The organism is Cupriavidus sp. 01L45, from assembly GCF_056399885.1.
Genome location: NZ_JBFTSG010000030.1, coordinates 35,601 through 60,861, shown reverse-complemented (window position 1 = coordinate 60,861; position 25,261 = coordinate 35,601). Strand labels below are relative to the sequence as shown.

General features: G+C 67.0%; 30 protein-coding genes. 15 read left to right on the top strand and 15 right to left on the bottom strand.

Annotated features, from left to right (window positions below; all coding sequences use genetic code 11):
• Positions 1-7: 7 nt before the first annotated feature.
• Positions 8-784, top strand: coding sequence for an exodeoxyribonuclease III (locus AC1DT6_RS20940; protein ID WP_441631494.1), 777 nt, complete (start codon positions 8-10; stop codon positions 782-784).
• A gap of 24 nt (positions 785-808) precedes the next feature.
• On the opposite strand, the gene AC1DT6_RS20935 is transcribed toward AC1DT6_RS20940, so the two are convergent.
• Entirely contained in the window at positions 809-1,210 is a 402-nt protein-coding gene (locus tag AC1DT6_RS20935) for a type II toxin-antitoxin system MqsA family antitoxin (RefSeq protein WP_477114857.1), read from the bottom strand.
• Positions 1,207-1,464 (bottom strand): type II toxin-antitoxin system MqsR family toxin, encoded by a 258-nt coding sequence (locus AC1DT6_RS20930; protein ID WP_477114856.1) that lies wholly within the window; start codon positions 1,462-1,464, stop codon positions 1,207-1,209. The genes AC1DT6_RS20935 and AC1DT6_RS20930 overlap by 4 nt, the downstream gene beginning before the upstream one ends.
• Before the next feature lie 189 nt (positions 1,465-1,653).
• On the opposite strand from AC1DT6_RS20930, the gene argC reads away from it, so the two are divergent.
• A complete protein-coding gene (gene argC / locus AC1DT6_RS20925) occupies positions 1,654-2,601 on the top strand; it encodes an N-acetyl-gamma-glutamyl-phosphate reductase (protein WP_441631489.1) in 948 nt (315 codons plus the stop codon).
• Positions 2,602-2,731: 130 nt separating this feature from the next.
• On the opposite strand, the gene AC1DT6_RS20920 is transcribed toward argC, so the two are convergent.
• The gene (locus AC1DT6_RS20920) at positions 2,732-3,628 is read right to left on the bottom strand and encodes a M48 family metallopeptidase (RefSeq protein ID WP_477114875.1); all 897 of its coding nucleotides are present in this window, start codon (positions 3,626-3,628) and stop codon (positions 2,732-2,734) included.
• Positions 3,629-3,887: 259 nt separating this feature from the next.
• Between AC1DT6_RS20920 and AC1DT6_RS20915 the strand changes: the two genes are divergently transcribed.
• Positions 3,888-5,144, top strand: coding sequence for a muropeptide transporter (locus AC1DT6_RS20915; protein ID WP_441631488.1), 1,257 nt, complete (start codon positions 3,888-3,890; stop codon positions 5,142-5,144).
• A 23-nt stretch (positions 5,145-5,167) separates the two neighbouring features.
• Here AC1DT6_RS20915 and AC1DT6_RS20910 read toward each other — a convergent pair whose 3' ends face one another.
• Entirely contained in the window at positions 5,168-5,998 is an 831-nt protein-coding gene (locus AC1DT6_RS20910; protein WP_441631486.1) for an acyl-CoA thioesterase, read from the bottom strand.
• A gap of 93 nt (positions 5,999-6,091) precedes the next feature.
• Complete coding sequence (locus AC1DT6_RS20905) at positions 6,092-7,036, bottom strand: DMT family transporter (protein ID WP_441631484.1); 945 nt, start codon at positions 7,034-7,036, stop codon at positions 6,092-6,094.
• 120 nt (positions 7,037-7,156) lie between these two features.
• On the opposite strand from AC1DT6_RS20905, the gene AC1DT6_RS20900 reads away from it, so the two are divergent.
• Complete coding sequence (locus AC1DT6_RS20900) at positions 7,157-8,083, top strand: LysR family transcriptional regulator (protein WP_477103456.1); 927 nt, start codon at positions 7,157-7,159, stop codon at positions 8,081-8,083.
• Between the two features lie 32 nt (positions 8,084-8,115).
• Here AC1DT6_RS20900 and metW read toward each other — a convergent pair whose 3' ends face one another.
• On the bottom strand, positions 8,116-8,727 hold the full coding sequence (gene metW / locus AC1DT6_RS20895) for a methionine biosynthesis protein MetW (protein WP_441631480.1): 612 nt from the start codon (positions 8,725-8,727) through the stop codon (positions 8,116-8,118).
• Positions 8,724-9,896 carry a homoserine O-succinyltransferase MetX gene (metX, locus tag AC1DT6_RS20890; RefSeq protein WP_441631478.1) on the bottom strand — a complete coding sequence of 391 codons (1,173 nt, stop codon included), beginning with the start codon at positions 9,894-9,896 and terminating at the stop codon, positions 8,724-8,726. Before metX ends, metW begins: the two co-directional genes overlap by 4 nt.
• A 354-nt stretch (positions 9,897-10,250) precedes the next feature.
• On the opposite strand from metX, the gene creB reads away from it, so the two are divergent.
• The 5 genes from creB (at position 10,251) to AC1DT6_RS20865 (ending at position 15,432) form a co-directional block, all read left to right on the top strand.
• Positions 10,251-10,949, top strand: a complete 699-nt coding sequence (gene creB, locus AC1DT6_RS20885; RefSeq protein ID WP_477114855.1) for a two-component system response regulator CreB — start codon at positions 10,251-10,253, stop codon at positions 10,947-10,949.
• Positions 10,950-10,986: 37 nt separating this feature from the next.
• On the top strand, positions 10,987-12,429 hold the full coding sequence (gene creC, locus AC1DT6_RS20880; protein WP_441631474.1) for a two-component system sensor histidine kinase CreC: 1,443 nt from the start codon (positions 10,987-10,989) through the stop codon (positions 12,427-12,429).
• 101 nt (positions 12,430-12,530) lie between these two features.
• Positions 12,531-13,946 (top strand): cell envelope integrity protein CreD, encoded by a 1,416-nt coding sequence (gene creD, locus AC1DT6_RS20875; RefSeq protein WP_477114854.1) that lies wholly within the window; start codon positions 12,531-12,533, stop codon positions 13,944-13,946.
• A 15-nt stretch (positions 13,947-13,961) separates the two neighbouring features.
• On the top strand, positions 13,962-14,519 hold the full coding sequence (locus AC1DT6_RS20870) for a metal-dependent hydrolase (RefSeq protein WP_477114853.1): 558 nt from the start codon (positions 13,962-13,964) through the stop codon (positions 14,517-14,519).
• Positions 14,520-14,526: 7 nt separating this feature from the next.
• On the top strand, positions 14,527-15,432 hold the full coding sequence (locus AC1DT6_RS20865; RefSeq protein WP_441631468.1) for a DUF817 domain-containing protein: 906 nt from the start codon (positions 14,527-14,529) through the stop codon (positions 15,430-15,432).
• 42 nt (positions 15,433-15,474) lie between these two features.
• Here AC1DT6_RS20865 and slmA read toward each other — a convergent pair whose 3' ends face one another.
• Genes slmA through argB form a run of 3 tightly spaced genes read right to left on the bottom strand, consistent with a single transcriptional unit; the run spans position 15,475 to position 18,101 of the window.
• Entirely contained in the window at positions 15,475-16,134 is a 660-nt protein-coding gene (gene slmA, locus AC1DT6_RS20860; protein WP_045236201.1) for a nucleoid occlusion factor SlmA, read from the bottom strand.
• Positions 16,131-17,111, bottom strand: a complete 981-nt coding sequence (locus AC1DT6_RS20855; protein ID WP_441631466.1) for a pyrimidine 5'-nucleotidase — start codon at positions 17,109-17,111, stop codon at positions 16,131-16,133. The genes slmA and AC1DT6_RS20855 overlap by 4 nt, the downstream gene beginning before the upstream one ends.
• 60 nt (positions 17,112-17,171) lie before the next feature.
• Positions 17,172-18,101, bottom strand: coding sequence for an acetylglutamate kinase (gene argB, locus AC1DT6_RS20850; protein WP_017226062.1), 930 nt, complete (start codon positions 18,099-18,101; stop codon positions 17,172-17,174).
• 250 nt (positions 18,102-18,351) lie between these two features.
• On the opposite strand from argB, the gene AC1DT6_RS20845 reads away from it, so the two are divergent.
• The 3 genes from AC1DT6_RS20845 to AC1DT6_RS20835 are packed head-to-tail and all read left to right on the top strand — an operon-like array spanning position 18,352 to position 19,394.
• Complete coding sequence (locus AC1DT6_RS20845; protein WP_035874347.1) at positions 18,352-18,927, top strand: sigma-70 family RNA polymerase sigma factor; 576 nt, start codon at positions 18,352-18,354, stop codon at positions 18,925-18,927.
• Between the two features lie 24 nt (positions 18,928-18,951).
• On the top strand, positions 18,952-19,179 hold the full coding sequence (locus AC1DT6_RS20840) for a zf-HC2 domain-containing protein (protein WP_441631463.1): 228 nt from the start codon (positions 18,952-18,954) through the stop codon (positions 19,177-19,179).
• A complete protein-coding gene (locus tag AC1DT6_RS20835) occupies positions 19,176-19,394 on the top strand; it encodes a cysteine-rich CWC family protein (protein ID WP_035874353.1) in 219 nt (72 codons plus the stop codon). The genes AC1DT6_RS20840 and AC1DT6_RS20835 overlap by 4 nt, the downstream gene beginning before the upstream one ends.
• Here the strand turns inward: AC1DT6_RS20835 and AC1DT6_RS20830 are convergent, their stop codons facing one another.
• Positions 19,395-19,907, bottom strand: a complete 513-nt coding sequence (locus AC1DT6_RS20830) for a DMT family transporter (RefSeq protein ID WP_477114852.1) — start codon at positions 19,905-19,907, stop codon at positions 19,395-19,397.
• Between the two features lie 95 nt (positions 19,908-20,002).
• On the opposite strand from AC1DT6_RS20830, the gene AC1DT6_RS20825 reads away from it, so the two are divergent.
• A complete protein-coding gene (locus AC1DT6_RS20825) occupies positions 20,003-20,938 on the top strand; it encodes a LysR family transcriptional regulator (RefSeq protein WP_477114851.1) in 936 nt (311 codons plus the stop codon).
• A gap of 34 nt (positions 20,939-20,972) precedes the next feature.
• Here the strand turns inward: AC1DT6_RS20825 and AC1DT6_RS20820 are convergent, their stop codons facing one another.
• Positions 20,973-21,452 carry a copper chaperone PCu(A)C gene (locus AC1DT6_RS20820; RefSeq protein WP_045236206.1) on the bottom strand — a complete coding sequence of 160 codons (480 nt, stop codon included), beginning with the start codon at positions 21,450-21,452 and terminating at the stop codon, positions 20,973-20,975.
• Between the two features lie 179 nt (positions 21,453-21,631).
• Between AC1DT6_RS20820 and AC1DT6_RS20815 the strand changes: the two genes are divergently transcribed.
• Both AC1DT6_RS20815 and AC1DT6_RS20810 read left to right on the top strand, forming a co-directional pair.
• On the top strand, positions 21,632-23,047 hold the full coding sequence (locus AC1DT6_RS20815) for an ATP-binding protein (protein WP_477114850.1): 1,416 nt from the start codon (positions 21,632-21,634) through the stop codon (positions 23,045-23,047).
• Positions 23,044-23,643 (top strand): response regulator transcription factor, encoded by a 600-nt coding sequence (locus tag AC1DT6_RS20810; RefSeq protein WP_441631453.1) that lies wholly within the window; start codon positions 23,044-23,046, stop codon positions 23,641-23,643. The genes AC1DT6_RS20815 and AC1DT6_RS20810 overlap by 4 nt, the downstream gene beginning before the upstream one ends.
• 19 nt (positions 23,644-23,662) lie before the next feature.
• On the opposite strand, the gene AC1DT6_RS20805 is transcribed toward AC1DT6_RS20810, so the two are convergent.
• From AC1DT6_RS20805 to AC1DT6_RS20795, 3 genes are all read right to left on the bottom strand, one after another.
• Complete coding sequence (locus AC1DT6_RS20805; RefSeq protein ID WP_441631451.1) at positions 23,663-23,959, bottom strand: hypothetical protein; 297 nt, start codon at positions 23,957-23,959, stop codon at positions 23,663-23,665.
• A gap of 291 nt (positions 23,960-24,250) precedes the next feature.
• On the bottom strand, positions 24,251-24,454 hold the full coding sequence (locus tag AC1DT6_RS20800) for a CsbD family protein (RefSeq protein WP_045236210.1): 204 nt from the start codon (positions 24,452-24,454) through the stop codon (positions 24,251-24,253).
• A 75-nt stretch (positions 24,455-24,529) separates the two neighbouring features.
• Positions 24,530-25,111, bottom strand: a complete 582-nt coding sequence (locus tag AC1DT6_RS20795) for a hypothetical protein (protein WP_441631449.1) — start codon at positions 25,109-25,111, stop codon at positions 24,530-24,532.
• Positions 25,112-25,261: the final 150 nt, after the last annotated feature.

Sequence of the window (25,261 nt, the reverse complement as noted above, 5' to 3'; positions counted from 1 at the left end):
TCCCGAGATGTTACGGATTATCAGCGCCAACCTCAACGGCATCCGCTCCGCGGCCAAGAAAGGCTTTTTCGAATGGATGGGCAAGCAGGACGCCGACATGGTCTGCGTCCAGGAGCTCAAGGCGCAGGCTGCCGACATGACGGAAGCGTTTCTGGCGCCACATGGCTACCACGGCTACTTCCATTATGCGGAAAAAAAAGGCTATAGCGGTGTCGGCCTTTACACGCGGCACAAGCCGGAGCGCGTGATCACCGGCTTCGGCGTCCCCGAGTTCGACAACGAAGGCCGTTATGTCGAGGTGCAGTATCCGCACCTCGCCGTGATCTCGGTCTATGTGCCCTCGGGCTCCAGCGGAGAAGTACGCCAGCAGGCGAAATTCCGCTTCATGGAAGCCTTCCTGCCCCACCTGCTGCAACTCAAGGCCAGCGGCCGCGAGATCGTGCTGTGCGGTGACGTCAACATCGCGCACAAGGAAATCGACATCAAGAACTGGAAGGGCAACCTGAAGAACTCGGGTTTCCTGCCGGAAGAGCGCGGCTGGATCGGCGAACTCTTCGACGTGCATGGCTATGTGGACGTGTTCCGCAAGCTGGACCCGCGCCCCGAACAGTACACCTGGTGGAGCAACCGAGGCCAGGCCTATGCGAAGAACGTCGGGTGGCGCATCGATTACCACCTGACCACGGCGAAGATCGCCGAGACCGCGCGAGCCACCTCGATCTACAAGGACGAGAAGTTCAGCGATCACGCGCCGCTGTCGATCGACTACGACTTCCCGCTGTAACGAGTACGGCCAAGGGCGCACCGGCTACGCCGAGCGCACCTCTTCCAGCAGCTCCGGGTGCCGCTCCAGCACCTTGAGCAGCTTGACCAGCGCCAGCGGCGGCTTGGTCTTTCCGGTTTCGTAGCGCGAGAAGGCATTGACGCCGCCGCCGAATATCTCGGCGGCCTCACGCTGGTCCAGGCTCAGCTTCTTGCGCACGGCCACGATGAAGGCGGGATCGACGATGGCGGCATTGACCTGCTTTTGGAACGCCACCGCCGCTTCGCCGTACCGGTCCGCCTGATCCGGATCCAGCACGATTTCCCCGCACGCCGGACAAAAGCCGCCCGAGACCGCGGAAATGATGACAGTTTCGCCCTTGTACGTATAAAGCACGTCGCGCGTGTCCTGCACCAGTTCCGCACCCCCGCATTCTGGACATTTCATGGTTCCAGCTCCTTGAATGACACAACCAGCACCGCATCGGTGACCGTCAGTTTCAGATACAGGGCACCGGCGGCGGTAATCGGCCGGTAAACGTCCTGCCATACCTTGTGATCCGCGTAGGTCGTCATGCTCTTGTAAAAGTCGGCCGAAGTCGGCGAAGCAATGACGGCGATCACGTCGGCACTGTCGAATCCGAGCTTGCGACTGTGAACGGCAGCAGAGCTGGTCAGGCAAATCAGCCCGTCGATGGCCAAGTCCTGATCACCGAGAGCCTGCAGTGAGGCGTATGTTTCTCCATCGAATTTAACCTACTAGGTTACAACTAACAAGGGAATTTGCGATGCACCGCGGCATGCACCCTGCGACGTCCCCCAACCTAGTTACAATGCTGGTTCCCATCCGATTCCGGCATGGGACCTTTCGTATTTCCGAGTGAGTCCGCCATGGTTTTCAAAGTGTTCGTAGATGGTCAGGAAGGCACTACCGGTCTCCGGTTGCTCGACTATCTCTCCGGCCGTTCCGACGTGGAGCTGCTGCGTATCGCCGATGACAAGCGCAAGGATCCGGCCGAACGAGCACGCTTTCTGAATGCCGCCGACGTCGCTTTCCTGTGCCTGCCCGATGTCGCCTCGCGCGAAGCCGTGGCGCTGGTGACCAACCCCAATACCTGCGTGATCGACGCCAGCACGGCGTTCCGCACCACCGACAGCTGGGCCTATGGCCTGCCGGAACTCACGCGCGGCCAGCGCGAGAAGATCCGAACCAGCAAGCGCATCGCGGTGCCGGGCTGCCACGCCAGCGCCTTCCTGATGGCGGTGCGTCCGCTGGTGGAAGCCGGCGTGATGCAGGCCGACTACCCGGTCTCGGCGTTCTCGCTGACCGGCTACAGCGGCGGCGGCAAGCAGATGATTGCCGAGTTCGAAGCCGGCGGTAACCCGAAGCTGGACAGCCCGCGTCCGTATTCGCTTGGCCTCGCGCACAAGCACCTGCCCGAGATGCGCGTGCAGGCCGGCCTGGCGCAAGCGCCGATCTTCAACCCCATCGTCGGCAACTTCCTCAAGGGCCTGGCCGTGACGGTACCGGTGTACCCGGATCGCCTGGCGCGCAAGGTCACGCCCGAGCAGATCGCGGATATCTACCGCAAGCACTACGAAGGCGAGCAGTTCGTGCGCGTGATGCCAGTGGGCGACGAAGCCAACCTCGACGGCGGCTTCTTCGACGTGCAGGGCAGCAACGACACCAACCGCGTCGACCTGTTCGTGTTCGGCTCGGCCGAGCGCATCGTGCTGATGGCGCGCCTGGACAACCTGGGCAAGGGCGCTGCCGGCGCCGCGGTGCAATGCATGAACGTGCATGTGGGCGCGGATGAAGCGACCGGCCTGAGCGCCTGAAGCAAGCCAACGTCCTCGAGAACAAAAAAAGAGCCACCATGTGTGGCTCTTTTTTTGTCTGGGGCCGAAGCGCCCGGACCAGCCCGCTCGGCATCCTCGCTCAGGATGCGCCCCTGTACCGCTGGCGCCTTTACTTCTTCAGCGGCTTTTGCCGGTCGTCGTCGCCGCTGTCCATCGGCGCGCCGCCCAGGTTGGCCATATTGGCGCGGTAAGGCGGCAGCTTGCCGACGCTGGAGTCGATCGCGCGGGCATAAAGCGGCAGCACCTCGGGCAGGTGCTTCTCGAGTTCGGCGATGCGGGTGCGGCCCGAGGGATGGGTGGAAAGAAACTCCGAGCCTGACTGCGCCGTGGATTGGGACACCGTGCCCATTTTCTGCCACAGCGATACGGCGGCGCGCGGGTCGTAGCCGGCGCGCGCCGCGATGTCCATGCCCACCAGGTCGGCCTCGGTCTCGTCCGAGCGCGAGAACCGCAGCGTGAGCAACTGCGCCCCGGTGCCCAGCGCCATATTGCCCAGGTTGCCGAAGCCGAACAGTTGCGAAATCACGTTGGCGCCCAGGTTGGTGATCTCGGACTTGGCGGCCCGCTCGCGCGCATGCTCCTGCAGCGCGTGTGCGATCTCGTGCCCCATCACCATGGCGACTTCGTCGTCGGTCAGCCTGAGCTGGTCGAGCAGGCCGGTGTAGAAGGCGATCTTGCCGCCCGGCATGCAGAAGGCATTGACCTGCTTGGCATTGATCAGGTTGACCTCCCACTTCCATTGCTTCGCGCGCTCGTTCCAGCGCGTGGTCTGCGGCAGGATGCGCCTGGCGATGGCGCGCAGGCGCTGCAACTGTGGATTGTTGTCGCCGACCAGCGTCTTCTTGGCCTGCGCTTCCCCCTTGATCTGCTCGTACTCCTGCGAGGCCTGCTGCTCGATGACCTCCACCGGCACGATCTGGCGGATGGACGCCCCGCCGCGTTGCACGCGGATACCCTCGTCCGCGTCCTGTGGCTGCGCCTGGCCCTGGGCCTGTKCCACTCCCATGCCAAGCGTGGCACTGGCGGCCAGCGCCAGCGCGGCCAGTTGCCGCGGCAACGCAATCCCGGCCCGCTGGTGGCGGTTCTGACAACGCTGGCGATCGGACATGGCGATTCCTCGGATGCGGTTTTCGGCAAGCAGGGCGCTGAAGGATTGGCGCGGCCAGGGCACCGCACGGACCCGGCGCATCCCGCTCACCAGGCCTGTGCTGACGGTAATGCAATAATACACGGCGCCTTGCCCCGCCTGATTGCCATCCTGATTCATGACCTTCCAAGACTATCTCGACATTTTCCGCAATCGCCGCATTGGCGCCATGCTCACGCTGGGCTTCGCTTCCGGGCTGCCGCTGGCGCTCACGTCCGGCACCTTGCAGGCCTGGATGACGGTGGAAGGCCTGGACCTCAAGACCATCGGCTTCTTCTCCCTGGTGGGCCAGGCCTATATCTTCAAGTTCCTGTGGGCGCCGCTGATGGACCGCTACACGCCGCCGCTGCTGGGCCGGCGCCGCGGCTGGCTGCTGGTGACCCAGCTCGGCCTGGTGCTGGGCATCGCGGGCATGGCCTTCTGTCCGCCGCACGAGGCGCTGTGGACGCTGGCGGCACTGGCCACGCTGGTGGCCTTCCTGTCGGCGTCCCAGGACATCGTGTTCGACGCCTACAGCACCGACGTGCTGCGCGCGCCCGAGCGCGGCGTGGGGGCGGCGGTCAAGGTGCTGGGCTACCGGCTGGCAATGCTGGTGTCGGGCGGGCTGGCGCTGTGGCTGGCCGACCGCGTGATGGGCTGGCAGCAGATGTACATCCTGATGGCGGGCCTGATGGGCATCGGCATCTTCAGCCTGCTGTGGGCGCCCGAGGCGGAATCTCCGGCGCGCACGCCGCGCTCCATGGAGGAAGCGATTCTGGGCCCGCTGCGCGACTTCTTCTCGCGCCCCGGTGCCTGGTGGCTGCTGCTGCTGATCGTGCTCTACAAGCTGGGCGATGCGTTTGCCGGCAGCCTCTCCACCACCTTCCTGATCCGCGGCGTGGGTTTTTCGGCTGGCGAAGTCGGCCTGGTCAACAAGACGCTGGGGCTGGCCGCCACCATCGTGGGCGCGCTGTTCGGCGGCACGCTGATGGTGCGCCTGGGGCTGTATCGCTCGCTGATGCTGTTCGGCATCCTGCAGGCTGTATCCAACCTGGGCTACTGGATCCTGGCGGTGACGCCGCAGCACCTGTGGACCATGGGCGCCACCATCGCGGTGGAAAACCTCTGCGGCGGCATGGGCACGGCGGCCTTCGTGGCGCTGCTGATGACGCTGTGCAACCGCTCGTTCTCGGCCACCCAGTACGCGCTGCTGTCGGCGCTGGCCTCGGTCGGGCGCGTCTATGTGGGCCCCAGCTCGGGCTACCTGGTGGAGGCCTTCGGCTGGCCGGCGTTCTACCTCAGCACCGTGGTGGCGGCGCTGCCCGGCGTGGCGCTGCTATGGGCGATGCGCCACACCGTGCACCACTACGAGGCGCAGGCCCGCGCCGCGGCCTGAGACCAGCTAGCACGCGCTTACTCTTACTGCTTGTAGTAGACGATCTGGTGCGAGGTCGCGAGCAACTCGCCCTGCGGGCTCCAGATCTGCGCGCTCTGGTCGAAGAAGCCCTGGCGGAACACCTGGGCCTGGGCGCTGCCCAGCACATGGCTGTCACCCAGCGCGGCCAGCGTGGGCGCGTCCGCATGGAAATACGTGGTCAGCGACACCGTGCCGGCCGGTACGAAACCGGCGCGCTTGAGGAAGATGCGCGGGTAGAAGGTATCGCACCATGCCGCCATCGCGGCAAAGTCCGGCGTACGCGCCGGCGCGTCGCGCAGCCAGAACTGCGTCAGGCTGTCCGGGTGCTCGGTGCCCGGTTCCGTGCTTGGCTTGGCGCCGCGCACTGGCCGCAACTCATAAGCATCCAGCCAGCGCACCTTCGCGAAGCCCGACATCGGCGCCACGGTTTCCGCCGGCGGTACTTGCGGGAACACCGCCTCGCCGCAGTTCCAGGTCTCGCGGCGCACCGCGAAGAAGGCGGTGGCCGTGGTTGCCACCTCGTCCCCCTGGCGCAGTTCGATGGACCAGTGCTGGGTGTTGCGGTTCGTGCGCACGGGGCGCGCCTCGATCACGAACGGCCCTTCGACGATCGGCCCGGCGAAGTTGACAGTCAGCGCGGACGGGTCGCCCAGCCGGGCGGGATGCTGCAGCACGGCCTGCAACAGGGTTGCCGCCGTGATGCCACCGAAGGGACCGATCATGTTCCAGTAGGCGGGCGTGGTGCGTCCGTGGAACAGATTGTCGCCCGCCGGCTCCAGCGCGATCGCGTGGTCGAAGGAATGGACGGTCTGGCTGGCTGGCGTGGCTGACATGTTGGGACCAAAAAAGTACGATCGTTCGATAATACTGCAAACGATGGACGGATGCTGGTGCCGCCGTCGAACTTCTCCTCCAGTCCGTTGGCTTCAGCCCTGCGTCCGCGCGTGCCGGAACGGATTCCAGCCCAGCTGGTTGCCGATCACTGCCAGCAGGATCAGCGCCATGCCGGCCACTTGCAGCGGCGTGAGCACGACCCCGAACACCAGCACGTCGATCACGATGGCCACMAGCGGGTACACGAAGGACAGCGTGGCGATCGACAGCACGTTAAGGCGCTGGAAGGCGCCGTACAGCAACGTGTACATCACGCCGGTATGTACCAGGCCCAGCGCCAGCAACGCCCCCCAGGTGCGCCCGCCAAACGTCTCCACGGCCGGGTGCGCAAGCGGGAACAGCAGGACCACCCCCATCACCATCTGCAAACCCGCGATCTGCCCTGCCGGAATGCCCTTGAGGCGGCGCGTGGCCATGGTGGTGACGGCGTACAGCAAGGCCGCCAGCATCGCCAGCGCCACCCCGTACAGCATGCCGCCGCTGGCGCCGCCGTGCTCCAGCCCGGTGATCAGCACCACCCCGCCAAAGGCCAGCACCAGCCAGGCAAGCCGCCCCGGGGCGATGGCCTCGCGCTGGAACGCCGCCGCAAGCAGCAGCAGGAAAAATGGCTGGGTGTGATAGACAACCGTGGACACCGATATGCCGCTATACGAATAGGCGGAGAACAGGGCCAGCCAGTTGAGGATCAGCGTGACACCGCCGAGCGCCAGCCAGCCCCAGTCCCGGCTGCGCATGGGCTGCCAGCCGCGGCGCAGGGCCAGCGTGCCCAGCAGGGCGGCGCCGCCGAAGATGCAGCGGAAAAACACAACGTCCAGCGGTGACTGTCCGCTGGTCACGACGAACCAGCCGATGGTGCCCGACAGCGTCATGGCGGCCACCATGCGCCACGCGCCGCCGCGCCGGACCGGTTCCGTGGCCGGTGACGCCGATGCGCCGGCCGGCGAAGCGGCGGCGGTGCCGGATTGATCGATGTTCATGGGAGTCTCCTGCGTACTTCGTGCCAATGGCCGCTATTGTTCCACCATGCAGGCAGGTCAACAATCCGCCCGATAAGCAATTACCATTTGACCTGTAGTCACAAATTCAGGAGACAGGCCATGCCAATCGCACAGCTGAACGCCATGGCGGTATTCGCCAGGGTGGTGGAATGCGGCAGCTTCTCCGCCGCCGCCCGCGAGCTAGGCATGACGCCTTCGGCCGTCAGCCGCCATGTGACACGGCTGGAGGCGGCCATCGGCGGCAGCCTGTTGCAGCGGACCACGCGCGCCTTCGCCCTGACCGAACTGGGACAAGCGGTGCACGCCGCCTGCGCGCGCATGGTGGCGGCCGCGCAGGAGGTGAACACGCTGGCAGGCGACCACGCCGGCACGCCGCACGGCCTGCTGCGGATCAGCGCGCCGGTGGTGTTCGGGCAGGCCTGGCTGGCGCCGCGGCTGCCGGCCCTGCTGGACAGCTATCCCGGGCTGGATCTGCAACTGACGCTGGCCGACCGCATGGTGGACCTGGTGGAAGAAGGCGTCGACGTGGCCATCCGCATTGCGCGCGAACTGGCGCCGGGGCTGGCGGCGCGGCCGATCCGCGCGGTGCGCTACCGGCTGGTGGCCGCCCCGGACTGGCTGGCCCGGCATGGCACGCCCACCGAGCCGGCGGCGCTGGCCGGGCATCGCTGCCTCTACCTGGGCTATGGCGCCTTTGGCGAACGCTGGAGCCTGCGGCACAAGCAGGACGGACAGACAGTGACGCTGCGCATCCCGCCGCGGGTCACGCTCAACAACAGCGCGGCGATTGTCGCCATGGCACAGGCCGGCGGCGGCATCGGACTGGTGCCCGACTTCTCCCCCGTGGCCGCGCTGGCGTCAGGCAGCCTGGTGCCGGTGCTGGACGACTGGGAAATCCTGGAGCCTTACGTGGGCACCGCTTTTGCCGTCTATACGCCGACGCGCCACCTTGCCCCCAAGGTCCGCGCCTTCATCGATCACCTTGTGATGCAGGCCGCCCTGGAGCAGGGCGCGGCGTGCGCCTAGACGAAGCTTCACCGCGCCCTGTCCGCTCACGCTCAGGTGGAACAGACGCGGTACACCGCCAGACTGCCGCGCCAGTTCGTCCCCCAGTTGACGGTCACACCCTCGTGCATCACCACGCGGTCAAGGATGCGCAGCCCCACCTTGGACGCCAGCGACTCGAAGTCGCTGATGGTCAGGACCCGCACGTTGGGCGTGTTGTACCACTGGTAAGGCAGCGCCTCCGACACCGGCATGCGCCCGCGGAACACAGACAGCCGGTGCGGCCAGTAGCCGAAGTTGGGGAAGGACACGATGCATTCGCGCCCCACCCGCAGCGTCTCGCGCAAGACCTGCGCGGTGTTGTGGATGGTCTGCAGCGTCTGCGACAGGATCACCGTATCGAAGCTCTTGTCCTCGAACAGCGCCAGGCCGCCTTCCAGGTTCTGCTGAATCACGTGCACGCCCTTCTGCGCGCACGCCAGCACGCCGTCGTCCTGGATCTCGATGCCGTAGGCCTGCACGTCGAGCTCATCCTGCAGCACGCGCAGCAGGCTGCCGTCGCCGCAGCCCAGGTCGAGCACGGTGGAGTTGGGTTCGATCCAGCGCGCGATGGCGCGGAAGTCTGGGCGCAGCGCCAGGATATTGGGGTTGGCCGCGGCATTCATGCGCCTATCTCCTCGGCGATGCGTTCGTAGTAGGCGCGCATCAGGTTGTGATAGCGCGGGTCGTCGAGCAGGAAGGCGTCGTGGCCGTGCGGTGCGTCGATCTCCGCGTAGCTGACCGGACGCTTGTTGTCGAGCAAGGCCTTGACCAGCTCGCGGCTGCGATTCGGCGCGAAGCGCCAGTCGGTGGTGAAACTGGCCACCAGGAAGCTGGCCTGCGTGTGCGACACCGCGCGCGTGAGATCGCCGCCGAAGGCCAGCGCCGGATCGAAGTAATCGAGCGCGCGCGTGATCAGCAGGTAGGTGTTGGCATCGAAGTACTCGGCGAACTTGTCGCCCTGGTAGCGCAGGTAGCTCTCCACCTGGAACTCGACATCGAAGGAGAAGCGGATATCGTCGGTCTTCAGCTCGCGGCCGAATTTCTCCGCCATGTCCTCGTCGGACAAATACGTGATATGGCCGATCATGCGTGCCACGCGCAGGCCGCGTTTTGGCTTGACGCCGTGCGCGTAGTAATTGCCGCCGTGGAAGTCGGGGTCCGACAGGATGGCGCTGCGCGCCACCTCGTTGAAGGCGATGTTCTGCGCCGACAGCTTGGGCGTGGAAGCCACCACGATGCAATGGCGCAGCCGCTCCGGATACATCAGGCTCCAGGCCACCGCCTGCATGCCGCCGAGGCTGCCACCCATCACCGCGGCAAACTGGCTGATGCCGAACCTGTCCGCCACGCGCGCCTGGGCGTTGACCCAGTCTTCCACCGTGACCACCGGGAAGGTGGCGCCGTAGGGCTGGCCGGTGGCGGGATTGGGGCTCATCGGCCCGGTCGAGCCGAAGCACGAGCCGAGGTTGTTGACGCCGATGACGAAGAAGCGGTTGGTGTCGAGCGGCTTGCCGGGCCCGACCATGTTGTCCCACCAGCCCACGTCGCGCAGGTCGTGCGCGTACACGCCGGCCACGTGGTGCGAGGCATTGAGCGCATGGCACACCAGCACGGCGTTGGAGCGCGCGGCGTTGAGCGTGCCGTAGGTCTCGACCATCAGGTCGTAGTCGGCGATCGAGGTGCCGTTGCGCAGCTTCAACGGCTCGGGAAAATGCATGCACTGCGGCTCGACAATGCCGACCGAGTCGGACGGCAGGGCCAGCGCGGCAAGAGGCGGAGCTACGTCTGTCATGGAATAGGCCCGTTGGCAAACGGGCGTAAAAAAACCCGACCGGCATTGCGTGGACGTTGCGAGCACATGACATCAAACATGGCATCAACGATGGCGCAGCCAAATCGGGTTTTGCACGGGTCTTGCGTCCCGCGTGCCGGTGCCTTGCGTGGCAGGGTACCGACCCACCTCTTTAGCCGCATTTATATTGGCTGCCGGTTTCCCCCGAATCAGTGACTTCAGGAGTTACCATGCCGCCGCGCGCCCGCAAGCCAGTCATCAAATCGGCGCGACCCGCTTATTATAGAGCAAACCAACGCGGCGGCGGCGCGCCACCGCAACCAACCCAGAACCGAGCCCGAACCGAGCCCAGCCTTGACGAAATCACCCAGCATCCTGGTCATTGAAGACGAATCCGCGATCGCGGACACCATCCTCTATGCGCTCGCGACAGACGGCATGGCGGTGGAGCATTGCGCGCTCGGCGGCGCGGCGCTGGAACGCCTGCGCGCGCAGGCGCCGGACCTGGTGATCCTGGACGTGGGCCTGCCCGACATCAACGGCTTCGAAGTCTGCCGCACCTTGCGCACCTTCTCCGATGTGCCGGTGATCTTCCTCACCGCGCGCAACGAGGAAATCGACCGCATCGTCGGGCTGGAGATCGGCGCCGACGATTACGTCGTGAAGCCGTTCTCGCCGCGCGAACTGGCGGCGCGGGTGCGGGTGATCCTGCGGCGCACCGGCAYGCGCGCCGCGCAGGCACCCCCCGCGCAGGAAGCCGCTCCGCCCGATGGCTTCACGCTCGACGCCGACGGCGCGCGCCTGGCCTGGCGCGGGCAGTGGCTCGACCTCACACGCTACGAATACCGGCTGCTCGCCTTGCTGCTGCAGCATCCCGGGCGCATCTATTCGCGCGCGCAGCTGATGGACCTGGTCTGGCATGACGCGGTCGACACCATCGACCGCACCGTCGACACCCATATCAAGACCGTGCGTGCCAAGCTGCGCGCGCTCGACGCGGAGTGCGACCCGATCCGGACCCATCGCGRCATGGGCTATTCGCTCGCACGCTGAACGGCGCCTTCCCTCCCCCTCTCACCTACGGCCACGCATGCATATCGGGCTTCGCATCTTCTTCGGCTTCTTCCTGATCGTCGGGCTGGCGGCATTCCTCACGCTGCGGGTGTTCGTGCAGGAGGTCAAGCCGGGGGTGCGGCAAGCCATGGAGGACACGCTGGTCGATACCGCGCATGTCCTGGCGGTGCTGGCCGCCGACGACATGAAGAACGGCCGCATCGCCAACGGCGCCTTCGCCCGCCGGCTGGCGCGGCTGCGCGAGGACAAAGTCGATGCCAGTGTGTGGGGCATGCACAAGGATGCGGTGGGCTACCGCATCTACATCACCGACGAACGCGGCATCGTGCGCTTCGATTCCGGCGAGGCGGCCGTGGGCGCCGACTACTCGCGCTGGAACGATGTCTACCGCACGCTGCGGGGCGAGTACGGCGCGCGCAGCACGCGCGCCAATCCGGACGACGACGCCAGCACGGTGATGCACGTGGCCGCGCCGATCCGCGACGGCAACAAGACCATCGGCGTGCTGACCGTGGCCAAGCCCAACGTGACCATGGCGCCTTTCATCGAGCGCAGCCAGCGCAAGATCCTGCTCAACGGCCTGTTGCTGATGGGCGGCGCGTTCGTGATCGGCCTGGGCTGCACGCTGTGGCTGGTGCACGGCCTGCGCCGCCTGCAGCGCTACGCGCGCGCGGTGGCCGCCGGCGAGCGCGCCGAGATGCCGCTGCGCGGCGCCAGCGAGCTGGCCGAGCTGGGGCGCTCGGTGGAAAGCATGCGCCTGCGGCTGGAGAACAAGCAATACGTCGAGCACTACATCCACACGCTCACGCATGAAATGAAGAGCCCGCTGGCGGCCATCAGCGGCGCGGCCGAACTGCTGCAGGAGGACATGCCCGCCGCCGACCGCAGCCGCTTCGTCGCCAACATCCGGCGCCAGGCGCAGCGGCTGGAGGAAATGATCCGCAAGCTGCTGGCGCTGGCGGCGCTGGAGCAGCGGCAGAGCCTGGAGACGCACGAGCCGGTTGCGCTGCTGGCGTTGATCGAGCAGTTGCTGCACGAGCTGGAGCCGCGCGCGCGCCAGCGCGGGCTGGCCCTGCGCCTGCTGCCGCCGGCCCATCCCGCGCCGGCGGTGAAAGGCGACCGGTTCCTGCTGCACCAGGCGCTGGCCAACCTGCTGGAAAACGCGCTCGATTTCGCCCCGCCGGCGAGCGTGGTGGAAATCGCCGTGGAGCGCCGCGACGGCCCGCCCAATACGATCGCCGTGCGCGTCACCGATCACGGCCCGGGCATTCCCGACTATGCATTGCCGCGCCTGTTCGAGCGCTTCTATTCGCTGCCGCGCCCTGGCGGCCAGGACAAGAGCACCGGGCTCGGCCTGTGCTTCGTGCGCGAGATCGCCACGCTGCATCGTGGCGAGATCGTGCTGGCCAATCGCGCGGAAGGCGGGGCCTGCGCCACGCTGACCTTGCCGGCCGCGTAGCGGCTTCACACTCGCCACACAATCGCTTCACGCAGGCTTCCTTGGCGGCTCACACGGGAGTCCTAAGCTCGCGGCATCGTCACTCCCGCGCGCCTGCCGCCATGAACCGAATCCTGTTTTTCAAATCCTCCATCACCGCGCTGCTGATCCTGCTGATCCTGATCCCGCTGCATCTCGTCGGCAACGCGGTGCAAGATCGCAAGCATTACCGCGAAGAGGCAGTACGCAGTGTCTGGCAAAGCTACGCCGGCCCGCAGACCCTGACCGGCCCGGTACTGGTGCTGCCGTACAAGGAAATCCTGCGCGTGGCGGACAACAGCGACCCCAAGCGGCCCAATGCCACCATGCTGCAGGCCGAGGTAGGGCAGGTGCTGGTGTTCCCCGCCACGCTGCGGGTCAAGGGCGAGGTGACGCCAAGCGAGCGCTATCGCGGCATCCACAAGGTACTGGTGTACGAGATGCAGAGCCGCTGGCAGGGCACCATCGCGCTGCCCGACCCGGGCGAGCTGCCGCGCTCGGTCGGCCATGTGGGCTTCGAGGTGGGGCAGCCCTACATCGCGATCGGCATCAGCGACACGCGCGGCCTGATGGCGGCGCCCACGTTCGAACTCGACGGCAAGGCGCTGAAACTGGAGCAAGGCGTGCGGCTGAAGAGCCTGACGCAAGGCCTGCATGCGGAGATCGACCTGCCGTCGGCCAAAGCCGCAAAACCGGGCCTCGACGGCAGGTCCGCGCAGGCGCAGCGCGTGGTGCCGTTCTCGCTGACCTTGCCGCTGCTGGGCGCGCAGTCGCTGGCCTTTACGCCGGTGGCCGACCAGAACGACATCTCGATCGACTCCGCCTGGCCGCATCCGAGTTTCGATGGCGATTTCCTGCCGCGCACCCGCAGCGTGAACGCGCAAGGCTTCCACAGCAACTGGAGCGTGACCTCCTACAACACCAAGGTCCGCAACCAGCTCGCCGGTCCGGGCGACGGCACGCTCGAATCGGTTTCCGTGACGCTGATCGATCCGGTCAACATCTACCTGCAGGCTGAACGCGCGGTGAAGTACGGCGCCATGTTCGTGCTGCTGACCTTCGCCGGCTTCTTTATGTTCGAGCTGGTCAAGCGCCTGCGCATCCATCCCATCCAGTACCTGCTGGTGGGCCTGGCGCTGGCGGTGTTCTTCCTGCTGCTGCTGAGCCTGTCCGAGCATATCGCCTTCGCGCTGGCCTACCTGGCGGCCAGTGCCGCGTGCATCGGGCTGCTGGGCTTCTACCTCTCGTTCGTGCTGCAGAGCTGGCAGCGCGGGCTGGCCTTCGCCACGCTGCTGACCGTGCTGTACGGCGCGCTCTATGGCCTGCTGCTGTCAGAGGACAACGCGCTGATGCTGGGCTCGCTGCTGCTGTTCGTGATCCTCGCCGCCATCATGGTGATGACCCGGCGCATCGACTGGTATGCGGCGGGCGCCGCCTGGCAGCCGCAGCGCGACAAGCCCGCCGCGGCCGTGGCCGCCGAAACCGCCGTGCAAGCCTGAGCGGGGGAGAACGCCATGCCCACCTACCTCCATTGCGCCCCGCCGCTCGCCCTGGCCGCCGCGCTGGGCCGGCGCAGGGTGCCGGCAAGCCTGATGCTGGCCGGCGTCGCGGCCAGCGTGCTGCCCGACGTCGACATGCTCAGCGTCTGGTATGCCGGGGTGCGCTACAGCAGCGTGCTGGGCCATCGGGGCCTGACGCACTCGATCGGCTTCGCGCTGGCGCTCGGCCTCGTGGCGGCGCTGGCGGCAAGGCGCTGCGGCTGGCGGCGCGGCATCGCCTTCCTGTTCGTGGCCTTGAGCACCGTGTCGCACCCCCTGCTGGACCTGCTGACCGACCGCGGCATCGGCACGGCGCTGTTCTATCCGCTGGCGGACCAGCGCGTGACGCTGCCGTGGCGGCCGCTGCCGCTGACCGGCGCCGGGCCGTTCGGCGCAACGCGCTTCTGGCTGGAATGCCTGTGGATCGGCTTGCCGCTGATGACGCTGGCGGCGACCGGTGTTGCGCTGCGCCAGTGGATCGAGCGCGACAAGCCGACCCGGCATCGTGCGCCCGCGCGCGCCTGTGTGGATTGAGGCCGACATGATCACCGCTACGAAACGCATGCCCGATCCGTTCCGCCTGCACAGCGGCCGGAACGCCGCATCCAACCGGCTCGACCGCCTGCTCACCGCGCCCCGCCCCGGACTGGCGCTGGCCGGCGCGCGCCGCGGACTTTGCGAGTTTCTCGCTTTCGGCGTCAAGGAAGCGCGATCGTGCCTGTTCGCGGGACTGTTCTTCCTGGCGGTCTTCGCCGTGCCGCGCGGCGGCTGGATGGGCATCCCGCGCTACGACCTGCTGCTGGCGGCGGCAGTCGCGATCCAGGCGGCGATGGTGTGGGCACGGCTGGAGACGATGGACGAACTCAGGGCCATCAGCCTGTTCCACGTGGTGGGCTTTGCGCTGGAAGTTTTCAAGACATCGGGCGGCATCCAGTCGTGGAGCTATCCTGACTTCGCCTACACCAAGGTGCTGGGCGTGCCGCTGTTTTCAGGCTTCATGTACGCGGCAGTGGGAAGCTACATCATCCAGGCCTGGCGCATCCTGGACGTGCGCGTGCGGCACCATCCGCCGTACTGGATGGCCGGCCTGATGGCGGCGCTGGTGTACGCGAACTTCTTCACGCACCACTATATCGGCGACTACCGCTGGTACCTGGCCTGCGGCATTGCCGGGCTGTATGCGCGCAGCACGGTGCGCTTCCGCCCGCTGGACCGGGAGCGCGAGATGCCGCTGCTGCTGGCGTTCGTGCTGATCGGCCTGTTCGTCTGGATCGCGGAAAACATCAGCACGTTCTTCGCGGTGTGGCGCTACCCCAACCAGCTAGGCGCGTGGTCGGCGGTGCATGTGGGCAAATGGAGTTCGTGGTCGCTGCTGATCGTGATGACGTTCACCATCGTGGCCAACCTGAAGCACATCAAGGCCAGCATTCATGTGCCCGCGGCCTGAAGCAGAGGCAGAGGAGGCCCCGGGCGGGGCCGCCCGCGGCGCCTAGCCCAGCAGCACGCGCAGTTGCGCGTCCGCATTCTCGCTCGGGAGCTTGCGGAAGCCGCTCTTGGCGTAGCGATGCCAGTGGCCCTGCACGGTCGCCATGATCAGCGCCGCGCGCACCGGCACGTCGGCGTCGGGCGGGAACGCGCCCTGGGTGATGGCAACCTTGAGGCACTGCCGCAGCGAGGCCTCGATGCGGTCCACCACCTGGTTGATGCGCTCCTGCAGGCGATCGTGCTCACCCACCAGCGCTTCGCCGGTCAGCACGCGGGTCATGCCTGGATTCTTCTCGGCGAAGGACAGCAGCATGCGCACCACGGCATGCGCCTGGCGCAGCCCATGTTCTTCCTGGGTGGTGATCTGGTTGATCAGGCCGAAGACGGTCTGCTCGATAAAGCCGATCAGGCCCTCGAACATCTGCGCCTTGCTGGCGAAATGGCGGTACAGCGCCGCCTCGGAAACACTGAGCTTGGCGGCCAGCGCCGCGGTGGTGACTTTTTCCCCGCGCGGCACTTCCAGCATTCCGGCCAGCGTCTGCAGGATCTGCACCCGCCGCTCGCCCGGACGCGGGCGTTTGCGTGCCGGCGCCCCGTCCGCGCCTGCGCCCTGCCCGGCCGCGGCCGGAGCCGCACCCGATGGGCGCCCGTTACTGTGCATCATGACCCTATTCTCCGAATTCGTCGTTGGAGTTGATGCATGGATTGTACTTTTACGTTCACATAACCGGGGCGATTTACGATGCGCGCCCGCACGCGCGGCGCCGATGCCGGCAGCGCTTGCGGCGCCGTCTTGCCTTGCGGCCGCGACGGCGGGTCCTGCGTCTCGGCCGCCACCAGCGTCACCGAATGCTCTTGCGCGGCGTGCCCGGCATGCTGCCTGTCCTCGGCGTCCAGCGTGCTGCGCAGCACGGCGTCGCCGCTGACGCCGTCCGCCGCCACGCTGGCTGGCATCGGCACATCGTGCGGGCGCGATGGCGCCAGCGTGCGCAGGTAGCCCGTCACCCAGGCGGTGCGAATGCCCGTGCCGGCATAACGCTTGAGGTGGGACAGCGTGTCTTCCACCAGCACCGCCCGGTGCGGCGCCACGCCTTGCTGGGCCAGCAGGCGGCGCAACATGCGGCGGTCCGGCTTGGGCCGCAGGTGTCCATGCACCCACATGTCCTCAATGGCGACGACGCGCTCGAAACAATGCTGGATACCGGCCACCTGCATGACGGCGCGCGCATATTGCGCCGGTGCGTTGGTCACCAAGATCTTGCGCCCCGGCAAGCGGCGCAGGTGGCCGGCCAGGCCCCGCTGCACGCGCACCATTTCCGCCAGTTCGGGGAAATCATGCGCGGCGCGCAGGAAGTCGGCCGGATCCACGCCGTGGTGGCGGATCATGCCGAGCAGGGTCGCGCCATAGCGCTGCCAGTACTTCACCCTTACCTCGCTGGCGGTGGCCTCGTCGCTGCCCAGCACGCGGGCGACATACGCCGTCATCAACTGGTTGATGGCGGGAAAGATCGCGTGCGACGCGTCGTGCAGCGTGTTGTCGAGGTCGAACAGCCAGACCGTGCGGCCGGAATTGTCGCCCGCGGGGCGGCGTCGGCGCGCACCGCGCAGGCTGCGGCGCAAGGGCGGGGAAGTAGATGGCACGCGGGAAGGAAAGAGGGGGTGAGGCGGCAGCGCGCGGCGCGCGCTGCCGGGAGATGCGTTCTAGTGCGAACGGATCATGGTACCGAACGCTTGTTCGGTCAGGATTTCGAGCAACAGCGAGTGTTCGATGCGGCCATCGATGATGTGCACCGAATTGACGCCGCTCTTGGCCGCGTCCAGCGCCGACGAGATCTTCGGCAGCATGCCGCCGGAGATGGTGCCGTCGGCGAACAGTTCCTCGATCTCGCGCGCCGAGAGGTCGGTCAGCAGGTTGCCGGCCTTGTCCATCACGCCCGGGATGTTGGTCATCATCACCAGCTTCTCGGCCTTGAGGATCTCGGCCATCTTGCCGGCCACCACATCGGCGTTGATGTTGTAGGCCTGGCCGTCGTCGGAGAAACCGATCGGCGAGATCACCGGGATGAAGGCATCGTCCTGCAGCGCCTTGACCACGGCCGGGTTGATCGCTTCGATGTCRCCCACGTAGCCGATATCGATGAAGGCGCCGGGATTCTCGCGGTCCGGCATCTTCAGGCGCTTGGCGCGGATCAGGCCGCCGTCCTTGCCGGTCAGGCCCACGGCCTGGCCGCCGTACTGGTTGATCAGCATGACGATGTCCTGCTGCACTTCGCCGCCCAGCACCCATTCGACCACTTCCATGGTCTCTTCATCGGTGACGCGCATGCCCTGGATGAAGGTGCCGACCTTGCCGACTTTCTTCAGGGCTTCGTCGATCTGCGGGCCACCACCGTGGACCACGACCGGATTCATGCCGACCAGCTTGAGCAGGATCACGTCGCGCGCGAAGCCGTGCTTGAGCTTTTCCTCGGTCATCGCGTTGCCGCCGTACTTGACGACGATGGTCTTGCCGTGAAACTTGCGGATATAGGGCAGCGCCTCGGCGAGGATTTCGGCCTTGAGGGCTGGGGCAATTGCGGCCACCGCGGTAGCGGCAGGCCCAGGGGTGTCGGCGTTCATGGCAAGGGACATCCGTGAGATTCAACAGGTATCATGGCAATTCTGACCGGCGGTGGACAACGGGTTCCAGGCATTCCAGACCCCGCATTGACCACATCCGGCCGCGGCAGGCGCCGATTTTACAAGAAACCGCGCCGCACGCGTGCAGACGCTGGTGCGGCAGTGGCTCAAAACCGGTGCATGCGTACTGCGGCGCACCATGGCGTCCTATCCACGCAACAGTCGGCTGACAGTTTCCCACCACCGGACAGCGGCAAGAAAAATGAGCCTGCACCCCGACGATCTTAACGCCCTGCGCCCCCATCTGCTGCGCTTCGCGCGGCTGCAACTGCGTGACCAGGCGCTGGCCGAGGATACCGTCTCCGACACCCTGGTGGCCGCGCTGGAGCACCCGGAGCGCTTCAGCGGCCAGTCCGCGCTGAAGACCTACCTGATCGGCATCCTCAAGCACAAGATCATCGATACGCTGCGCAGCGGCCGGCGCGAAGTGCGCCTGGCGCTCGGCGGCGACGAGGACGGCGAAGCCCAGTCGGATATCGACGCGTTCGACGCCCTGTTCGCCAAGAACGGGCACTACCATACGCCGCCTTCCGACTGGGGCAACCCCGACCGGACGCTGGAGCGTCGCGAGTTCTTCGAGATCCTGCAGCTTTGCGTGGACAAGCTGCCAGCCAAGATTGGCCGGATTTTCATGATGCGGGAATGGCTGGAACTGGAAACCGAAGAAATCTGTCAGGAACTGGAGATCACGACGACCAATGCATGGGTCATGCTGTACCGCGCCCGCATGCGCCTGCGCGAGTGCCTGGAACTGAACTGGTTCGGGCAAAAGGCGTGACCGCCTGTCCGACCAAAGGAAGCCATGTCTGATACGCCACCACGAGACTCCCTGCTGCCGAACTGCCGCGAGATCCACCGCCTGACCATGGAAGGCATGGACCGCCCGCTCAGCTGGATCGAACGCGTGCGCATGCGCGGCCACTTGGCCATTTGCGACGCCTGCACCAATTTTTCGGCCCAGATGCGGCTGATGCGCGCCGCCATGAGCCGGCTGGGCCTGGACGACGAGCCGCCCAAGGACAATCCGTGAGCGATCCGGCCACGGTGCTGACGGGACAATTGCGCCCGGTCGAGCATTGCAGCGCTTGCGGCGCCGGCTTTGTGTGCGGCTACGCCGCCGGCCTGCCGGAATGCTGGTGCGCCAGCCAGCCGCTCTTGCCCGCCCGGCGCATCGTGCCGGGCCAGCACTGCCTGTGCCCGGCGTGCCTGGGCCGCCGCCGCGAGGAGGCCGGTGGGCCGGCCTGATTAGCTGGCTGCTGGCGCCGGGCTGGCCGCGCCGGTCCCGGCGAACTGCACCACCACCACGCCCAGCACCACCAGCAAGGCGCCGGCCAAACGTCCCGGCGTCACCGCGCGCACCGCGAAGCCGGCCAGGCCGAACTGGTCCAGCAGCAAGGCCCCCGCCATTTGGCCCGCCACCACCGCCGCGATAAAGCCGCCGGCGCCCAGGCGCGGGGCCAGCAGCAGCGCCGCCGAGATATAGAACACGCCCGCCACGCCGCCTGCCCACGTCCAGGCTGGCCCGCGCGCCGCCAGCGCCAGCGCCGGCATGGGCGCCTTGAGCAGCAACAGCAGCGGCAGCACCACCATCAGGCTGACCAGCAGCGAGGCCACGGCCGCCCACAGCGGGTGGCCCAGGCTACGCCCGAGCATGGCATTGGCGCCCGCCTGGAAGGGGATCACCGCCCCGGATGCGATGGCCACCAGTACGGGGATAAGGCCGGTCAGCGCCGGCGAAAAGTTACTGATTCCTGGCATCGGGGCATCTCCATACGGACAAATATGATGCCCCCAGTGTGAAATATTGCGCCGCGAATTTCCAATTCTCGTTTCATAGCGTTAATATGCGCCGCATGAATGATCTACGCGGTATCGACCTGAACCTGCTGGTGGTGCTGGAAGCCCTGCTGGCCGAACGACATATTTCGCGCGCGGCGCTGCGGCTGCACCTGAGCCAGCCCGCCGTCAGCCATGCGCTGGGCCGCCTGCRCCAGTTGCTGGACGACCCGCTGCTGGTGCGCGGCCAGGGTGGCCTGGTGCCCAGCGCGCGCGCGCACGAACTGGCGGGGCCGCTGGCCGAGGCGCTGGCGCAGGTGCGCATCCTGCTCGGACCGTCCGGCTTCCAGCCCGCCACGGCGCGCCGCAGCTTCCGCCTGGCCATGTCCGACTACGGCGCCATGGCGCTGCTGCCCGGCCTGCTGCGCGCGGTGCGCAAGATCGCGCCGGGGATCGACCTGGTGGTCAGCCAGGCCAGCCGCGAGGCCATGACGGCCAAGGTGGCCGACGCAGAGATCGACCTGGCGCTGGGCGTGTTCGCGCAGACGCCGGAAGGCGTGCGCAGTACCGAACTGTTCGAAGAAACCTATGGCTGCATGGTGGACGCGGCCACGGTGCGCGGCCTGGGCAAGCTGGATCAGGTCGCCTACCTGGCCCGCTCGCATGTGCTGGTGGCAGCCCACAGCGAGCGCGTGGATGCCATCGATGCCGCCGTGGCCAAGGTCGGCGGGCGGCGCAAGATCGCCTGCGTGTTGCCCCACTGGAGCGTGGCACCAGCGTTGATTGCCGGCACCAACCTGGTCCTGACCACGGCGCGCCGCAGCCTGGCCGCGTTCGAGGAAGACCCGCGCTTCGCGGTGTTCGATCCGCCCTTCCCTTTGCCGGGCTTTGTCTTCAGCCTGATCTGGCACGACCGCACCGACGCCGATCCCGGCCATAGCTGGTTGCGCGAGCGCGTCATGGCGGTGGCCGCAGGGGACGAACCCGACGACGCGATCAGCCTGCGCAGCTAGGCAGCAGCCGGGCTGCCTGGCTGCCCGTAGCGCTTCAGTGCTTGTGATCGCCGTGCGAGCCGGCGGCCGGCGCTGCGGCAGCAAGGTCGCGCACTTCGGCGTCGACCTTCTGCTCGATCACCTTGCCGCCTTGTTCGATCTTGAGCGTAAGCGGCACGGTATCGCCCTTCTTCAGCGGCGCCTTGAGACCCATCAGCATCACGTGATAGCCGCCCGGCTTGAGTTCGACATCCTGCATGCGCGGCAGGTCAAGCGCGCCGATGGCGCGCATGCGCATCACGTTGCCATCCATCTTCATCTCATGGACCTCGGCCGTGGCGGCCGCCGGCGTGCTCACGCCGACCAGCTTGGCGGGCTCGTGGGCATGCAGGGTCATGAAGACGCCGGTGGCGGTCTGCGCCGGCACGGTGCCGCGCGCCCAGGCGTTGCTGACGTCGACCTGGGCGAAAGCGGCGTTCGAGCACAGCGCGGCGAGCAGGGCGGCGGGCACCGCGGCGAGGAATCTGGCTTGCATTGGGATCATCTCCACTGAACTTCACAAAGGAATCATTAGACCATGTCGTCCATGGCGGCGCGAGCCAGGCGGCAAGCCCCGCAGCTAACCGGCCAGTCTGGCAGCGCCTGCGCCGCCGACCAATGCGGCACGGTGTCGCACAGGGCGGGCCCGGCCCTTGTCGTTGTTAAACTCGCGGCATGGATACCACCGCAGCCGTGCCGCCAGACACGGCCACCTCCCACGCCGGTCCCGCCACGAGCCACACTGCGGGCTTTGCCCCGGTGCGCCACAACCTCATGAGCCTGCGCCGCCTGTTCTGGCTGCGCTGGGCGCTGATGGGCGGGCAGTCGGTGCTGCTGGTGTCTTGCGAGGCGGTGGCCGGCGTGATCCTGCCATACAGCCCGCTGCTGGCGATCCTCTCCCTGCAAGCGGTGTTCAACCTGCTGACGGGCCTGCGCATGCGCATGCATGGCGGCCGCGGCACCATGCCCAGCGACGCAGAGTTGATGGGCCAACTGATGGTCGACCTGACGGCGCTGTCGGCCAACCTGTTTTTCACCGGCGGTGCTACCAATCCCTTTGTGTCGTTCTACCTGCCGGGCCTGGCGATCGCGGCCGCCATCCTGCCGTGGCGCAACGTGATCGCGCTCGCGGTCTACGCGATGGCCTGCTACAGCCTGATGCTGATCGAGTATGTGCCGCTGAACCTGCGCAACCCGGACAATGCCGTCAACTACCACCTGGCGGGCATGTGGCTCAACTTCGTCGCCAGCGCGACCATGATCGCGGTGTTCGTGGCACGGTTGTCCGGCGTGCTGCGCCAGCGCGATGCCGAACTCAACCTGGCGCGCGAGCAGTTGCTGCGCGATGCGCGCGTCGAAGCGCTGAACGACCAGGCCGCCGCGGTCGCCCACGAGATTGGCACGCCGCTGGCCACGCTGGCGGTCATCGCCGGCGAGTTGCGCGCCGATGCCGCGGACCCGCGCCTGGGCGGCACGCGAGTGTCCGCCTACCTGCCGGACCTGCAGACCATGGAACAGCAGCTGGAGCTGTGCAAATCGATCCTGGCGCGCCTGCGCGACGACCACGAGACCGCGGCGCCGCAGCGCATCGATGCGTGGCTGGACGGTTACGTCGAGCGCTGGCAGTTGCGCCACCCGCATGCCCGCCTCGAAGCCAATGCCATCGGCGAGGCAGCCGCGCTGCCGGTCGAGGCCGCGCGCGTCGGGCAGATTCTGACCATCCTCCTGGACAACGCCGCGCGCAGCCAGCTGGCCGCGGGGCACGAGCAGATTCCGCTGCGCCTGGCCATCTCCCTGGAGAACCACGGCGCGCTGCCTACGCTGACGTTCCGCGTGACCGACCGCGGCCTCGGCATCCCACCGTCGCAACGCGCCCGGCTTGGCGAAGCCCCGGTGGCCAGCATGCACGGCGGCCAGGGCATCGGCGTGTACCTGGCGCAAAGTGCCGCCCAGCAAATGGGAGGGCGGCTGGCCTGGCACGACCATCACGAAGGCGGCACCGTGGCCGAACTGCGCCTGCCCACCCCCTCTGCGGCGTCCTTCCCGGATGCCGCTCCGTTCGCCTCACCCCTGACAACGAATCCGCGATGACCGACGCCCTCAATAATCCCGCCGCCGACGGCGCGCCCTTCCTGGTCGTCGACGACGATGCCGTCTTCGCCGGCGCGCTGGCGCGCGCGCTGACGCGCCGCGGTTATGCGGTGCAGATCGCGCACAACCGCCAGCAGGCGCTGGCACTCGCCGCGCAAACGCCGTTTGCMTATATCACCCTGGACCTGCACCTGAGCGCGCCGCCGGAAGCCGGCAGCACCGCGCCGGCGGAGTCCGGCCTGCAACTGGTCGCCCCGCTGCGGGCCGCCTTGCCCGATGCGCGCATCCTGGTGCTGACCGGCTACGCCAGCATCGCCACGGCGGTGGCGGCGGTCAAGCATGGGGCTGACGAATACCTGGCCAAGCCGGCCAATGTGGATTCGATCCTGACGGCGCTGATGGCCGGGGTATCGGAAGACGCGGCCGAAGCCGCCATGGAGGAGCCGGTGCCGCTATCGGTGGCACGGCTGGAGTGGGAGCATATCCAGCGGGTGCTGGCCGAGCACGACGGCAATATTTCCGCCACCGCGCGCGCGCTCAATATGCACCGGCGCACGCTGCAGCGCAAACTGGGCAAGCGGCCAGTGTCGCGCTAACGTCCGCTAGCGCCCGCGCTCAGAGGCGCAACTGCACGTAGTCCCAGTCCAGATCGTCCTCCCGGCCGGCGGCTTGCTCGGCCAGGCGCAGGGCGTCGCTGGCATGGCGATCGGCACGCGAGCCCAGGTCGCCGGCCTGCACCGCCAGTTCCACCGCGGCTTGCGGGGCGGCGCGAGTGTGCACGGCACGCTTGAGCGCCACGGACGCGCCCGACTGGCGCAGCGCGGGCGCCGCCTCCGGGCGCGCGCACAGGAACACGGTTGCAGCGGCGAGGCCGCACAGCACCCCGAACGAAGACAGTAGCTCGCGTTTCATTTCGGTTCTCCTGCCTGGTTGGTTTGTGAGTGGGTGGATGCGAGCCGGTGAGCGGCGGTGGCGGCGAATTCTCGAATCCGCTTGGGAGCGGTCGGGATTCCGTGACTCGCGGAACCGGCGCCGCGCCGCTAAAAACCCGCCGGACATGCATCGCGGCGGGTGGTAACCGGCCGGCTGCGATCATTGGACCGAGCCGGCCGCCACTTTGGCATTGCATCGCTGTGCGCACCAGTGCGCTTACGAATGCTTACCTGCTTTACTTTTGTCTTTTTATCTTTACTTTTTTAAGCTTTACCAGCGTGTGTCACGCTCCCACGCCTTCAGCTCATCTTCCACGCGCTCCTTCGTATAGCCGTAGCGCTCCTGAATCCGGCCGGCAAGCTGATCCCGCTTGCCCTGGATCTGAGTAAGGTCGTCGTCGGTGAGCTGGCCCCACTTTTCCTTCACCTTACCCTTGGCCTGATCCCACTTTCCTGCGATCTGATCCCAATTCATGGTCGACTCCTGGTTCGTGTTTGCTGCGATCAGCCCGCAGACGGGCTGATTGGGTATTTCGTGCGTGGCTATGACTTACTTGGCGTACTTGGCCTTCACGTTGGCCTGGCACTTGTCCTTGGCATCGCCGGACATGGCATCGCACTTTTCCTTGTCAGCCTTGTAGGCAGCTTCCACGGTGTCCTTCCTGGCATCGGCGCGCGCTTCGGCGACGTCGGTGCTGGTGCCGGTGGCGGCAGCCTTCTCGACCTTGGCCACACCGAGGGCTTGCTCGTGGGCCACCTTGGCTTCCTTCACGCATACGTCCTTGTCATTGCCCTTGCGGTCGTCGCACTTTTCCTTGGCCACGCTGTAGTCGCCATCCGCCTTGACCTTGTCCGCCTTGGCGCGCGCCTTTTCCGTGCCATCGCGGGCGGCCTCCGCGTTGGCCTTGGCCACGTCTTCGTCGCGCTTGGCTTCCTTCACGCAAACGTCCTTGGCGTTGTCCTTGAGGCTGTCGCACTGGGCGCGTGCAGCCTTGTAGTTGGCGTTAGCGGTTTTCACGGCCGCGTCGTAGTCCGCTTTGGAACCTGCTGGTGCGGCATGCGCCAGCGTGAAGGCGGCAGGGCCGGCAAACATCATCGAACACACTGCTGCGCTCAGCCATTTCTTCATCATGTCGTGCTCCTTTTCAGTGGCGGAATATTGTGGAGAGCGGCCTCGTCGCCAGGCACCTGCCTGGTGCGATCCGCGTTTGCCCACACCGTAGATACAGAGTACGTACAGGCCCTTCCCGCAATCAGGCGTCACGCTCCGAAAGCCGCGTAA